At 37.8% G+C, this 13,038-nt stretch carries 14 protein-coding genes; 3 read left to right on the top strand and 11 right to left on the bottom strand.

Annotated features, from left to right (window positions below; genetic code table 11):
• Window positions 1–35 precede the first annotated feature (35 nt).
• Window positions 36–515 carry a TlpA family protein disulfide reductase gene (locus BM107_RS03165; protein WP_090980209.1) on the bottom strand — a complete coding sequence of 160 codons (480 nt, stop codon included), beginning with the start codon at window positions 513–515 and terminating at the stop codon, window positions 36–38.
• A gap of 832 nt (window positions 516–1,347) precedes the next feature.
• On the opposite strand from BM107_RS03165, the gene smpB reads away from it, so the two are divergent.
• Window positions 1,348–1,797, top strand: a complete 450-nt coding sequence (gene smpB, locus BM107_RS03170; protein ID WP_090980211.1) for an SsrA-binding protein — start codon at window positions 1,348–1,350, stop codon at window positions 1,795–1,797.
• A gap of 162 nt (window positions 1,798–1,959) precedes the next feature.
• Here the strand turns inward: smpB and BM107_RS03175 are convergent, their stop codons facing one another.
• The 3 genes from BM107_RS03175 to BM107_RS03185 all read right to left on the bottom strand — a co-directional run bounded on the left by BM107_RS03175 (window position 1,960) and on the right by BM107_RS03185 (window position 5,742).
• On the bottom strand, window positions 1,960–2,616 hold the full coding sequence (locus tag BM107_RS03175) for a protein-L-isoaspartate(D-aspartate) O-methyltransferase (RefSeq protein ID WP_090980213.1): 657 nt from the start codon (window positions 2,614–2,616) through the stop codon (window positions 1,960–1,962).
• Between the two features lie 259 nt (window positions 2,617–2,875).
• Window positions 2,876–5,356 carry a replication restart helicase PriA gene (gene priA, locus BM107_RS03180; protein ID WP_090980215.1) on the bottom strand — a complete coding sequence of 827 codons (2,481 nt, stop codon included), beginning with the start codon at window positions 5,354–5,356 and terminating at the stop codon, window positions 2,876–2,878.
• Window positions 5,356–5,742: a DUF423 domain-containing protein gene (locus BM107_RS03185; protein ID WP_090980217.1), complete on the bottom strand. Its 387-nt coding sequence runs from the start codon at window positions 5,740–5,742 to the stop codon at window positions 5,356–5,358. Before BM107_RS03185 ends, priA begins: the two co-directional genes overlap by 1 nt.
• Before the next feature lie 90 nt (window positions 5,743–5,832).
• Here BM107_RS03185 and BM107_RS03190 point away from each other — a divergent pair, with 90 nt between their 5' ends.
• Complete coding sequence (locus tag BM107_RS03190) at window positions 5,833–7,401, top strand: hypothetical protein (protein WP_090980219.1); 1,569 nt, start codon at window positions 5,833–5,835, stop codon at window positions 7,399–7,401.
• 29 nt (window positions 7,402–7,430) lie between these two features.
• The gene (locus BM107_RS03195) at window positions 7,431–8,843 is read left to right on the top strand and encodes a DUF5723 family protein (protein ID WP_090980221.1); all 1,413 of its coding nucleotides are present in this window, start codon (window positions 7,431–7,433) and stop codon (window positions 8,841–8,843) included.
• 2 nt (window positions 8,844–8,845) lie between these two features.
• Here the strand turns inward: BM107_RS03195 and tsaB are convergent, their stop codons facing one another.
• The 7 genes from tsaB to BM107_RS03230 all read right to left on the bottom strand — a co-directional run bounded on the left by tsaB (window position 8,846) and on the right by BM107_RS03230 (window position 13,029).
• The gene (gene tsaB, locus BM107_RS03200) at window positions 8,846–9,535 is read right to left on the bottom strand and encodes a tRNA (adenosine(37)-N6)-threonylcarbamoyltransferase complex dimerization subunit type 1 TsaB (RefSeq protein ID WP_090980224.1); all 690 of its coding nucleotides are present in this window, start codon (window positions 9,533–9,535) and stop codon (window positions 8,846–8,848) included.
• Window positions 9,536–9,840: 305 nt separating this feature from the next.
• Window positions 9,841–10,071 carry a membrane protein insertion efficiency factor YidD gene (yidD, locus tag BM107_RS03205; RefSeq protein ID WP_090980226.1) on the bottom strand — a complete coding sequence of 77 codons (231 nt, stop codon included), beginning with the start codon at window positions 10,069–10,071 and terminating at the stop codon, window positions 9,841–9,843.
• Entirely contained in the window at window positions 10,055–10,453 is a 399-nt protein-coding gene (locus BM107_RS03210; protein WP_090980228.1) for a ribonuclease P protein component, read from the bottom strand. The genes yidD and BM107_RS03210 overlap by 17 nt, the downstream gene beginning before the upstream one ends.
• A 67-nt stretch (window positions 10,454–10,520) precedes the next feature.
• On the bottom strand, window positions 10,521–10,679 hold the full coding sequence (gene rpmH, locus BM107_RS03215; RefSeq protein ID WP_010601723.1) for a 50S ribosomal protein L34: 159 nt from the start codon (window positions 10,677–10,679) through the stop codon (window positions 10,521–10,523).
• Between the two features lie 239 nt (window positions 10,680–10,918).
• On the bottom strand, window positions 10,919–11,653 hold the full coding sequence (locus BM107_RS03220; protein ID WP_090980230.1) for a LytR/AlgR family response regulator transcription factor: 735 nt from the start codon (window positions 11,651–11,653) through the stop codon (window positions 10,919–10,921).
• Window positions 11,631–12,692 (bottom strand): sensor histidine kinase, encoded by a 1,062-nt coding sequence (locus tag BM107_RS03225; RefSeq protein WP_244278715.1) that lies wholly within the window; start codon window positions 12,690–12,692, stop codon window positions 11,631–11,633. The genes BM107_RS03220 and BM107_RS03225 overlap by 23 nt, the downstream gene beginning before the upstream one ends.
• Window positions 12,682–13,029: a DUF4288 domain-containing protein gene (locus tag BM107_RS03230; RefSeq protein ID WP_090980234.1), complete on the bottom strand. Its 348-nt coding sequence runs from the start codon at window positions 13,027–13,029 to the stop codon at window positions 12,682–12,684. Before BM107_RS03230 ends, BM107_RS03225 begins: the two co-directional genes overlap by 11 nt.
• Window positions 13,030–13,038: the final 9 nt, after the last annotated feature.

The following is a 13,038-nucleotide window of genomic DNA, read 5'->3' on the forward strand; positions in this document are numbered from 1 at the left end:
CAGCTATGACTGGCGTGTTGCTGTAATTGAAATGATTATTTACCCACCACCGTCAACATTTTTTTGATACCACCATCGCCAGATTGGTACATAAGCAATTTGCCGGCAGGCGAGTATAAATACATTGCCGGGTATTGTTTAGGTAAAAATGTTGGAATAAATATCCTTTTTTTATCCTGCAACACCAACACATTTGGTTTTGTATTCAAGCCTTTGGCATATGAATTAAAAAACTGCGGAATGATATAAGCTTCATCCATTGTGATCATATAAATATTAACATCCTTGAACTTGGCATAATTCGCGTTCAGGTTTTTACTTTCCCGCTGACAGTGCTCGCAGGTACAATCAAACAATATAAAGAGATTCTTTTTTCCTTGTTTAATATCGCTGTTTGAAAAAGGTTTCCCATCCAGTTTATAAAAGGTAAACTGCGGCAATAGTGCGGGTTGCTGTGCATTTACCTGAAAAGTTACGGCTAACAATAAGATTAAAAGTAAGTTCCTGAATTTCATTTTAGATATTTTAAGTTCAAACTTAAACCAATAAATACGAACATAATAATATATGCCCTAGCTTTTACAAAGAGATGAATATTTTTTCCAGGAGAAGTCAAGTTTAAATATGCACTAAGCGATCAAACCTGACTTCTCTTTAATGCAAGTATCATCATTAGAAAATGAATTTCAGTTTTTCATCGGTTCTGCAGCCCCGCCATCCGCTTTACTCCGTTGCACTGCGTGTTCGCTCCTGTCGGGTTTAAAGATAAGGGCTTGTAAACTGATGAAAAGCCTGTTCCCCTTGCAAAAGCCTATGTTAAATAAACATCATTGCCGCGAAAACCAAAAGCTTTTTCTGGTTTTGGTGCGATAAAAAGTATGACTGAAGCTGCCAAAAGCACTGTCCTTACACTCTCCTAACTAAAACCCACTAATACAGAGATTAAGGTTTAACATACTTGCCTAGAGTCGTCACCCTGAACCGAGCGTTAGCGAGCTCACTGAAGGTAATTTATTTCAGGGCCCATCTACATAAAACTGCTGCCCACAAAGTAGCTAAAAGACAATTGAAAATATCACCTCTATTTGTAAATTAATTCAGCCTAACGATCGCATTAAGCCCGAAATAAATTAAAACTAAATTATCACACCAATTTTTAAGATATTTGCAGCTGTTAACCGCGAATTACATTAACGGCCTTCATTCCTGGACAGATCGTGATCAACTTTATTTAAGGAGCTCATAAAAGATACTGAAACAAATTGAGCATAGTGAGGCGCATTTGTAATTCAAACATTTTGTTTTACATACCGTTGTATATACTACAATGATACACTTATTAAAATTTTGAAAAACGATATCAACATCAAGAATAAAAGAGCATATTTTGATTATAATCTTTTAGATAAATACGTAGCCGGGATTGCACTTTTAGGAACAGAAATAAAAGCAATCAGACAAGGTAAGGCCAACATGACTGATGCATTTTGCATGTTCATTGGTGGGAATCTCTATGTGCGCAACCTCCATATTTCTGAATATAGCCACAGTTCTTTTTACCACCATGATATAAAACGTGACCGGGCATTACTCCTTCAAAAGAAAGAAATCAGAAAACTAAAGCTGAAAGGCGAAGAAAAAGGTTATACCATTGTTCCTTTACGCATTTTTATCAATGAAAGGGGTTTTGCCAAGATGGAAATTGCACTGGCCCAGGGTAAAAAAGAGTTCGACAAACGCGATAGCATTAAGGAAAGGGATAATAAGCGGGAGCTGGATAGAGCCATGAAGAGGTAGGCTAGTCTTCAGTCTGAAGTCTTGAGTTCTTAGTCTAATTGAATTTACACTAAGGACTTTCGAATACAAACTTAACGCTGGATAGCGCAATAATCTAGTCCCGGGTTAAGGTTTAAGTATAAATGACTACAGACTGCGGACTCTGGACTAAAGACTCGCCTTCTACCATGCCTGGTCTCCAACCAATGGTACAAATCTAAAAGTATCCAATACAATTTTGTCGTAATCTGTTTCGCTTACACGGATCACCGTAACCATTTTCTGGGTTTTCTCATCACCGACCGGGATCACCAGAATGCCACCAATTTTTAATTGTTTTAATAAAATTTCCGGAACCATTGGCGCACCAGCGGTAACGATTATTTTATCATATGGTGCATGCGCGGCAATTCCCTTGGAACCATCACCGCAATAAAAAGTAGGTCGATACCCCATCCCAGGTAAAACCTGAATGGTTCTGTTGTAAATATTCTCCTGTCTTTCGATGGTAAATACGGTAGCGCCCAACTCCATTAAAATGCAGGTTTGATAGCCCGATCCTGTTCCGATTTCGAGTACTTTATCTCCTTTTTTAATGTGGAGCAATTCACTTTGGTAAGCAACCGTATAAGGCTGAGATATGGTTTGTCCATCACCTATGGGGAAAGCAATATCTTTGTAGGCCTGGTTCCAAAACGTTTCATCAAAAAAGAAATGACGTGGAACTTTACCAATGGCCGCTAATACATTTTCATCTTCAATTCCACGTGACCTTAACAACTCAACCAGTTTTTTTCTAGCTCCACGTTCTCGGTAATTATCAACAAATTTATATGCCATGAGCTTCAAAATTAGCTTTTTTTAACGGTGATTCAAGGTTAAAATAAGAGAATGATTGAATTTGTGAATGGATTGGCTGAGTTTGAGAATGATACATTATCCACATAAAAAGGATTGAAGGAAAGATGGAGAGAAGGATAGAATGAGGGAATCATCGAATGACAGAATTACGGAATGATTGAATTATAGAGTGAGAGATTTATAGAATGAGAGACTGAAAAACCATTCACTCATTCAAAACTCAATCATTCAATCATTTCTAGTACGGATCTACATCGATTTGCGTAAAAATCCCCTTAAATTCTTTAGTGGCATTAAACTGCGTAAGCGTTTCCCTTAACGCATCTTTAACTTTTTGAATAGCGGTGTGCTTATCGGCCTTAATAATGATCTGTTTGATGTAGAGATTACGTACACGGCTTACGAGTGGCTGTTCCGGACCTAAAACACGCTTACCGAATTTTCCTTTTAAAATATTGGCAAGGGTAAGTGCGGCGTGATCCAGAACATGAGAATCTTTATGTTTGATATATAAAAAAATCATCCGTGAAAACGGCGGATAAAGGAATTTCTCGCGCTCCAGAATCTCATCATTATACATCCCCTCATAATCATTGTTCACTACCTGTTTGATAATCCGGTTTTCAGCGTCGTAAGTCTGGATACAAACATTGCCCTGATCGGCTCGTCTGCCTGCCCTACCCGCAACCTGTGCAAGCAGCTGGAAACTCCTTTCGTAGGCACGAAAATCTGGATAACCTAAAAGCGTATCGGCATTAATTACGCCAATCAGGTTCAGGTTGTCGAAATCCAGGCCTTTGGCCACCATCTGTGTACCGATTAAAATATCGGTTTTCTTTTCCTGGAAATCGTTTAAAATCTGCTGTAAACCATTTTTGGTCCTCGTACTGTCCATGTCTAACCGGGCAATAGTAACATCTGGATAAAGTAACCTGAGTTCTTCTTCAATCCGCTCGGTTCCAAACCCTTTTTGCTCTACATGTACCGATCCACATGCCGGACAAATGTTTATACTGCTCTGCTGGTAACCACAGTAATGGCAATGCAGTTTACCACTGCTTTTATGATAGGTTAAACTTACATCGCAGTTCACGCATTTTGGAGTATAACCACAGGTAGCGCAGATTAAAATTGTAGCGTAGCCCCTCCTGTTCTGAAACAATACAATCTGTTCTTTTTTAGAAAGTGCCAGATCAATATCTTTGATCAATACGCTCGAAAAATACGAACTCATTGTTTTTTTCTTCGTTTCTTCTGCAATACTCACCACCTGTTGGTTAGGAAGCTGAACCCCGCCAAAGCGCTCTTTCATTTCTACAAGGCCGTATTTCCCCTGCAGGGCATTATAATAGCTCTCCAGGGATGGTGTGGCTGAGCCTAAAATAACCTTGGCATGATGCAGATAACCGAGATATATGGCCGCATCACGTGCCTGATAGCGGGGAGCCGGATCATACTGTTTGTAAGAAGGTTCGTGTTCTTCATCAACCACAATCAGTTTTAAATCTTCAAACGGAAGAAAAACTGCCGAACGCGCACCAAGAATTACTTTATAGGCACCTGTTCTTACCTTATTCCATATTTCTACCCTTTCGCTATTATTAAACTTAGAATGGTAAACCCCAATAGCATTGCCAAAATAACGTTTAATACGTTCTACAATCTGCGTGGTTAACGCAATTTCGGGCAACAGAAACAGTACCTGTCCATCTGTATTCTGAATAATCTCTTCAATCAGTTTAATATAAACCTGCGTTTTTCCTGACGCGGTTACGCCATGCAGCAAAACAACTTCTTTTTCCTCAAAATGCCGGTTAATCTGCTCCAAGGCTTTTTGCTGACTTCCGTTCAGTTCAAAATTAACACTAAACTCTTCATCATGGGAAGCCAAACGGCTAACCGGCCTTTTCATCACCACAAAAATGTCTTTGTCTGTTAAAGCTTTTAATGCCGCCGGCCCACAACTGCTTTCTGCTAAAAGCTGCTCTTTAGCAATGGGCAAATTTGTTTTTCGCAATTTCAGGTAAGCCAATAAAGCGTCTAACTGTTTAGGCGCCTTTTCCAGAACATTAAAAAGCTGCTTCAGATTTTCTTCGTCATTATAAAAATCATTTAAAATAATAAAAGATTTGAGCAATGGTTTATATTTCTGCACCACCTCTTCTGCCACCAGCACCAATTCCTTATCCAATAGCTGATTGATGATTGGATATACAGTTTTCTGTCCCAGCAGTTTAGAAACATCATTAACCGTAAGTTTCTGTTGCTGTTTAAGTGCATTGATAATGATTTCTTCTTTATCGGTAAGCACAGACGCTTCATTATAATCATCGCGAAGAACCAGGATGGTTTCACTGGCCAATTTTAAACTGGCCGGCAGGGCAGCCGACATAACATCGCCCTCGTTGCACATGTAATAATTGGTCATCCATGTCCAGAATTTAAGCTGCATGGGTGTAATTACAGGCTCGGCATCTACAACGTCAATAATGTATTTAGCCTCATAAACCGTAGGTGGCACTTTGCTGATTGCACTAATTAAAGCCGTATAAATTCGATGCTTTCCAAATTGTACCACTACACGTTTTCCAATGGCAATCTGATCATTTAAATCGAAAGGTACCCGATATGTATAGTTTTTCGCCAACGATAAAGGCAAAATAACTTCCACAAAAAGTGTTTCTCTTTCTGAAAAAATATCGTTTTCGAAAGTGTTCATTACTTATCTTTAAATGCTGCAAAAAAGAGCATTATCCATCCCAATACAAACAAAAGCCCACCAATTGGCGTTACCGGACCAATAAATTCTGTAAATCCTAAATGCGTGATGCTTCGGGTAGCCAATAAATATAGCGACCCTGAAAAAAGAATAATCCCAAATGTAAAGCAGAAATAAGCAATATTAATAAGCTTGTTCCGATAACGGGCAAAAGTAGAAAGGTATAATAAAGCAAATGTATGATAAAACTGGTAGTCGACACCTTTTTGCCAGATTTCTAGTGATGGTCCATCAATTAAAGCTTTTAGTCCATGGGCACCAAATGCCCCCAACAAAACGGCAACAGCACCAAAAAAAGAAGCAGTAAGGATTATTCGTTTATTCATAGTTATTTGCAAGTAGCAGTCGCTAAATTAATAAATTGGCAAAGAACTTCTCACTAATCAATGTAATAAATTAAATTTGTTGCTTAGCAGATGAAAAAAATCGTAATTCTAACAAGTGCATTATTTTTAGGTGTAGCCTTTATGGCATACCTCTATTTTTCGAAATTAGGGATTGATAATGATGCAAAAGACCTGGCACTCCAGTCAGCAACCAATAATGCAGCACTGGTATTTTCTTTTCGAAACGACAAGGGTTTCTACGATATTCTGGAAGGACAACAACTGATCCAGCAGGTTTTAGGCAAAGATAAAATGAGCCTCCTGAAACAGCTAAAAGCAAACATGATTGATGACAACCTGCTTAACAGGTATCTGAAAGATCAGCAGGTTTATATTAGCTTGCTACCTGATTCCAATAAAACACTTAACTTCCTCATCACCTTACAGATTCAGCCAGAAAACGACATCAAAAAATTTCATGAGCAATTAAAATTAAAACGGTTAATTACCGAAAATTCGAAGGAACTTTACACCGTTAAGATAAATGATAGCTTACAGGTTTATTTGGGCGTACACAATCAGGTATTAACCGTTTCAACTTCTTTAAAACTAATTAATGATGCCAATATCCGTTTAACTGAAAATCCTTTCACAGAATACATTAAAGAGAATAACCGCCAGATTAAAAACGTACTGGCTAACATTTATATTAACTTTAACCAGGCTCCCTTATTGCTAAAAAATATTATTGCTGGTAACATTAATGGAGAAATTGCCCTATTTAATCAACAGAACAGTTATGCTGTACTCAATTATAATTTTAGTAAGGAAAAAATTCTTTTTAACGGGAGTACCGAAATAAAAGATCAGCACAATTACCTTAAGCTATTTGAAAATACCGCTGCACAAAATACATCTATTCAAAATATCCTGCCCGATAATACCGCAAACTATGCATTATATGCTTATGATGATTATGGAAAATGGTTCAGGAAATTAAATGCCTGGCAGGAACAGACGAAAATACTTTCAAAAACAAATGCAGTAATTAAAGCAGTAAAGGATAATTACAGAACAGATTTAAACTCCATATTTACTACGTATACCAAGAATCAGTTTATTCTTTTTCAATTAAGTACGGGCGAAAAACTAGGCGCGGTCTCATTATCGGATGGCGAAAAGACAAAACAGTTATTGTTTGACGTCAGCACAGATTATAACGAAGAAATCAAACTTTTTAAATCAGCCGATATTTTATACAGTTATTTTGGTGAGCCCTTTAAAAAATTCGAGCGGCCTTATTATGTTATTATCGATAATAATTTGGTTGTGGCCAATAATGCAAGTACCATACAGTCATTTTTAAATAGCTATAAAAAGAACCGGCTTTTAATACAAACACCTCAATATTTAGCTGCCGCGAACGAGATTTCTACCACTTCTAATGTAAGTTATTACATCAATACCCAAAATTCGGCAGATATTTTCAGGCATAATATTCAACTGAGTTTCTACAGGCACTTACGGGCCGACAGTGGTTTAAAAAGTTTCGATACGTTTTGTTACCAGATGACTGCAGATAAAAACAAATTCATTACTAACTTGCTTCTAAACAAATATATACAACCAAAAATACCAGATTCATTAAGTAACCGTTAATAAGGAAACCATCCCAATAAACCCTTTACATGAAGAGACTTTTACTTGCGTTACTGGCGATAGCCAGCTTCGGGATTGCAAATGCACAACAATATGCACTTTTTGGCACCAAAACCATGTTCGATGCATTCGAAAACCCATCTCAGAAATCTTTCACCCTGGATTCATCCAGAAAATTTTCTTCCAATTTCTTCTTACCTTATTTCGGAACGAATGCAGTTAACAAGGGAAGTTCTGAATTTGCCGTTAGAAAATTAGCTCAGGAAGGCGTTTTTGATACCAGAAGTTTACCCATTGGCACCGGCGAGGTTAATCATTTTTTTGAAAACAGTAATATCTATGTAGCAACATTCAGGCTTTTCAAATCTTATAAGTATCAAGAAGAAATGGGCTTTTCATGGCAGATCAGGTCTGATGCCCATATTGATTATACCAACGAAACTTTGGCCATTTTTGATTCCTTCGAACGGTTTGATAGCAACAAGCTATATACAGGAATTTTTGATACCAAAGGTTACCAGCAAAGTTACCATCAGCTTAGCTTTACCTACCGCGAAAACTGGAACAAAAGGCTTGCATTTGGTTTAAAAGCCAGTGTATTAAGTGGCATACTTTATAACAAGTTAAATATTTATGATTCTAGATTATATATTGATCCTGAGACGGATGCTTTGTTAATTGGTTTGAACGGAACCTACTCGGCCAACTTCTCCGATTTTAATGAAATAAATAAGAAAACCTTCTCTCCAAACTTTAAAAACCCAGGCTTATCGTTTGGTTTTGGGACCAACTATACCACTAAGAAAGGCTTATTTTTAATGGCCAACATTAAAGATTTAGGATTTATCTGGTGGCGCAGCAATACCCAACGTACAACCATCGATCAATCAAAAACTATTAAGAATATCGAAAACAACCAATCGAATACCAATCAGCAAATACAAGATATTTTCTTGCAGGCAGAGGAACCTAAAAAATTTCTGGCTCCAACAAATGCTAAATTTGATTTTTTTATGTCTAAATGTTATGGTTTTTACAAACCTGCTTTGGCCGTTTCAAAAAACCTGTTTTATAAAGGCGGTGATGTTGCATTCGTAAATACTTTTATCGTTAACGATTTTTCAGGGAGCTTAACACCTTTATACAATTTTAATGGTGTTTTTATGGTTGGGCTGCAAGGAAAATACCAGACGCCTAACTTTGAGTTGTTTATGGGTACAGATAATCTGGTTTCTACAGGTTACCAAACTTATGGCCTAATTAAAAAAAATGCCTATACAGGCAGGGGGCCTAACGGAGCCTCTTTTTATATGGGCGTAGGCATCAAATTCGGAAATGTAGTGAATCATCCCCAGTTTGCTGACATAATACCGGGTATTAATGATAAAAGTGATGGTGACGGTTTCTTCAAAAGCCTTTTTTCGATTTTTAAAAGAAAGTAGATTTATGCCTGCTGCTTTTTAGATTGCGTAATTACAAAATCTTTAAGGTAAAAAGGCTCAAAGTAGGCTACATCTTCAAAATTACGGTTATCAAACGCCTCGTTAGCCAAACGCGACATATACGTAGCAGAATTAAAATTTCCCGCATCAAATTTTGCATTTTGATGTGTTAAAACGGCTGCGCATTTGGCTGCACCATCGCCTAAGAAGGTAATGATGTGATTGGAAAGAAAATTATTAAAACTCGTGTCATCAATAATTTTAGCTTCAGTGGGTATGGTTACATTTAACAACGGATCAAAAACTGTTGTATATACTTCCATCCTTCTGGCATCAATCATAGGACAGATTAATCCTGAATAAGCCGGATTTTGCGACAAAAAACCAGCGGCCATCATTTCCAATGTTTCAATTGCAATCAAAGGTTTATCCAGGGCATAACAAAGTCCTTTAGCTGTTGAAACACCAATACGCAGGCCTGTGTAAGATCCAGGGCCTTTACTTACCGCAATGGCATCTAATTCTGAATAGCTTAAGCCTGCAGTTTTCACTACTTCATCAATAAACAGCGTCAAATTTGCTGCATGCAGGTTCTGCCCTTGCTCCTCTTTAAATGAAATTGTTTCACCATTAACAGATAACGCCACAGAGCATATTGCTGTAGCGGTTTCTATTTGAAGTATTTTAGCCATGGAACAAAGATAAATAAAAATGGAAGATGTAAGAGGAACTATGGAAAATGGGTCCTGAATAGTCCGCAGTCTTGAGTGATGGGTCAATTATTACTTCGAAATGTGCCGGCCTGAGCGGAGTCGAAATTGATGCCATTATGCTGTCATCCTGAACGCAATTAAAGGATCTTTATAAAATCGAAACTTGGCTAAATAGATTTCTCTCCTGAACGTTCGGGACTGCACTTCAGCCGAAAGGATGACCGCGATTAGGATTGGCGCCAGGAACCGAAAATAACTAATCGACCCATAACAAATGAATCTCGCTATGGAACCGGGTCGTGCCCGTGTTTACCCCATGGATGGCAACGGCCAATACGTTTTAATGCCAGCCAGCCACCTTTAAACGGACCGTGCTTTTTAATGGCCTCAATGCCATATTGAGAGCAGGTTGGCGTAAAACGGCAATTTGCACCCAACATAGGCGAAATGCCGTATTGATAAATTTTGATCAACCCTAAAAATAACCATCCAAAAATTTTATTGATTAATTTCATTGGGCTTGATTAAATTTTGGAAACGCTTAAAGGTAGCGATCAGTTTCTTCTCGATAAAAGCAAATTCATACTTATCCTTTCCCACAAACTGGATGGAAAACAACAGCAATCCCCGGTCTGCAGGTAAAGAAATGTACAACTGATCCTGTTTATTTAGCCGATAAGCTTCGCGGATGCGACGCTTGAGCAGGTTACGATCAACGGCCCGCTTATATCTTCTTTTTGGTACATTGATTACCACCTGCGCTTGCACATCAGTAACAACGTCAACAAAAAGATAAGAAATCCGAAAAGGATATAATAAAAAAGAAGAACCGTTTTTAAACAACAGGTCTAAATATTTCCTGCTGCATAACCGTTCTTCTTTCCTGAATGTGTACATATATTTTTGATTGATAACTGCAGACTTTGATCTGCCAATCCCGAATTAACGGAAAAGCAATCAAAAATTATGCTTTATGCTTGCGTTCGTCAGAAACTGTTAATCTTTTTCTTCCTTTAGCACGACGTGATGCTAATACTCGTCTGCCGTTAGCTGTTGCCATTCTTTCGCGGAAGCCGTGTTTATTTCTTCTCTTTCTTTGCGAAGGTTGGTATGTTCTTTTCATGACTGTATATTATCTATTGTAAAATTAAGAGGTGCAAATATAAAGCGATTTCTCTACAAATGCAAGAGTGACTAATTATTATTTTATATTTAATTGCAAAGCTAAAGAATCTTTTGAAAACAAATGCGATGAAAATACTTTTTGTGAGCCTGAGGGATAATGGCTAGTGTTATGCCATTGTGAGACGGAATGCACAACCAACCATAAATTTAGCTGTTGATGCTTGCCGGATAACCAGCTTAAAGCCCAAGCGCGGCCTTCAATTTCACATATCCTGTTTTGCTTACAGGAAGCCAGATATCAGACTTTAACAGTACCACATAGCTATCTTTTTCTTTTAGTTCTATTTTAGTTACCTGTGCCAGGTTAATGATGTACGATCGGTGTATGCGGATAAACTGGCTACTATCAAGGGTTTGTTCAAAATAAGCCATGGTTTTGTTTTTATAGAAAGCACCGTCAACAGTACTTAATTTCACGTAATCATCATCAGCCTCTAAGTAGTTAATATCGGCAACCGGAATGATTTTAATTACACCATCTTTTTTAACCACTACCCTATTGTTTTGGGCCGGGCTTAAAGCTGCCGCATCCAAAACAGCTTCTGTATTTTCGGCCTGGTTTAATTTGCCGGGTATTTTTTTGATGGCGGCATCGAAGCGCGATTTATCAATCGGTTTAAGCAAATAATCTACTGCATTAACCTCAAATGCTTTAATGGCATACTCATCAAAAGCAGTGGTAAAAATTACGGCAGGCTTATCTTCTACCAGTTCGAGCATTTCAAAACCACTAATTTTAGGCATTTGTATGTCTAAAAAAATTAAATCGGGCTTATGCAAGGTAATGGCTTTCAAACCTTCAAATCCGTCACCACATTCGGCTACAATTTCTATTTCTGCATGATCTGAAAGGTAATATTTTACAATATCTCTCGCTAAAGGCTCATCATCAATTAGTATTGTCCGGATCATTTTTTTGTGGAATTTTTAGGGTGGTAATATATAAATTATTTGCCTCAATATCGGTTTGTAATAAATGGGTATTTGCAAATAACAGATATAACCTGCGTTTAATGGCACTTAAACCGAATCCTGTTCCTCCTGCAGCTTTCATTTCCGGATCGAAAGGATTTTGAACGCGCAATTGTAAAATATTATATTCAACAGTAACGTCTATTTTGATCGTGATGCCGGCTGAAGTATTATAAAGGCCAAATTTAATGGCATTTTCCACAATAGGCTGCAACAATGTGCCTGGCAAACAAAGCTTTAAGGTATCTTCTGCAACATTTACTTCTACATTTAATCTATGGCTGAACCTCACTTTCTCTATATCAAGGTATAATTGAATATATTCCATTTCTTCCTCTACCGAAACCCATAATTCATCGTCGCGTTTTAGGGTGCCGCGCAGAAAAGAAGCTAATTTCGTAATCATCACGCCAGCTTCTTTTGGATTAACCATGGTGAGTGCAAATACCGAATTTAAACTGTTAAAAAGAAAATGCGGCTGCAACTGGTGCCGGAGCTTATTTAACTCAGCCTCTTTAGCCAAACTTTTCGCTGCAGATAGTCGCTCATGCGTTTCTGACTGTTCTTCCAACCTATACCATAATATATTGGCTAATGCACACCAACCTAAGCACATAAAAGAAATCAGCCCCCTAAAGGCAAAAGAAAAATTATAAAAATCTTTATATTCTTTATAATCTGTAAAAATATAAAGCAAGCCATATTTGGCAGTATAAATAATCACTAATGTGAGCGCCAGTGTAATAATCAGTACATAAAGAATACGTTCATTTTTTGGCTGGTAATAACCCAGCATATTGCTTACTCCTATACAGGCCAATGCCAGCAAAAAGTTACTGGTTAAGCTATCAGTTATAGCTATCCACCAGGAAAAATTAACTACATAATGTAATCCAGCGGCACAAATTATCGTCCATAGGACTGCTATGGCCAATGATACTTTCTGTATTTGCGGAACGGATAAAGGTCTAGTTGTCAAAATGAGTTTGATTAGTTAATGAATTATTGCGATACGCCAGCTCTTCCAGATATCGTGCAACCGATGTGGGCTCAACAATCCTGGAACTTACTTCTGCAACATCTTTAAGTGCTGCAACTTCAGATATCCCACCTACACCTAAAAACTTCCATACTATTTTATCTCCCTGGCAATTGTTAAGAGAAGGATTAAAATGCATGGCATTCAAATTAGCCTTGCTTAAGGCCCGCCTGATACCATCCGCCTGGATTAAACGTATCTGCTCGTTAAACTGTGGCGTATGTTTGCCTTCACCGCAAATTACTTGATAGATACAATTTACTGCAAACCATTTCATAAGGCGTTA

Source organism: Pedobacter suwonensis (assembly GCF_900111825.1).
Lineage (GTDB): Bacteria > Bacteroidota > Bacteroidia > Sphingobacteriales > Sphingobacteriaceae > Pedobacter > Pedobacter suwonensis.

Coding starts and splice junctions, on each gene's coding strand:
- BM107_RS03165 (WP_090980209.1), bottom strand. CDS start 515: ATGAAATTCAGGAACTTACTTTTAATCTTATTGTTAGCCGTAACTTTT.
- BM107_RS03175 (WP_090980213.1), bottom strand. CDS start 2,616: ATGGCATATAAATTTGTTGATAATTACCGAGAACGTGGAGCTAGAAAA.
- priA (WP_090980215.1), bottom strand. CDS start 5,356: ATGAACACTTTCGAAAACGATATTTTTTCAGAAAGAGAAACACTTTTT.
- BM107_RS03185 (WP_090980217.1), bottom strand. CDS start 5,742: ATGAATAAACGAATAATCCTTACTGCTTCTTTTTTTGGTGCTGTTGCC.
- BM107_RS03190 (WP_090980219.1), top strand. CDS start 5,833: ATGAAAAAAATCGTAATTCTAACAAGTGCATTATTTTTAGGTGTAGCC.
- BM107_RS03195 (WP_090980221.1), top strand. CDS start 7,431: ATGAAGAGACTTTTACTTGCGTTACTGGCGATAGCCAGCTTCGGGATT.
- tsaB (WP_090980224.1), bottom strand. CDS start 9,535: ATGGCTAAAATACTTCAAATAGAAACCGCTACAGCAATATGCTCTGTG.
- yidD (WP_090980226.1), bottom strand. CDS start 10,071: ATGAAATTAATCAATAAAATTTTTGGATGGTTATTTTTAGGGTTGATC.
- BM107_RS03210 (WP_090980228.1), bottom strand. CDS start 10,453: ATGTACACATTCAGGAAAGAAGAACGGTTATGCAGCAGGAAATATTTA.
- rpmH (WP_010601723.1), bottom strand. CDS start 10,679: ATGAAAAGAACATACCAACCTTCGCAAAGAAAGAGAAGAAATAAACAC.
- BM107_RS03220 (WP_090980230.1), bottom strand. CDS start 11,653: ATGATCCGGACAATACTAATTGATGATGAGCCTTTAGCGAGAGATATT.
- BM107_RS03230 (WP_090980234.1), bottom strand. CDS start 13,029: ATGAAATGGTTTGCAGTAAATTGTATCTATCAAGTAATTTGCGGTGAA.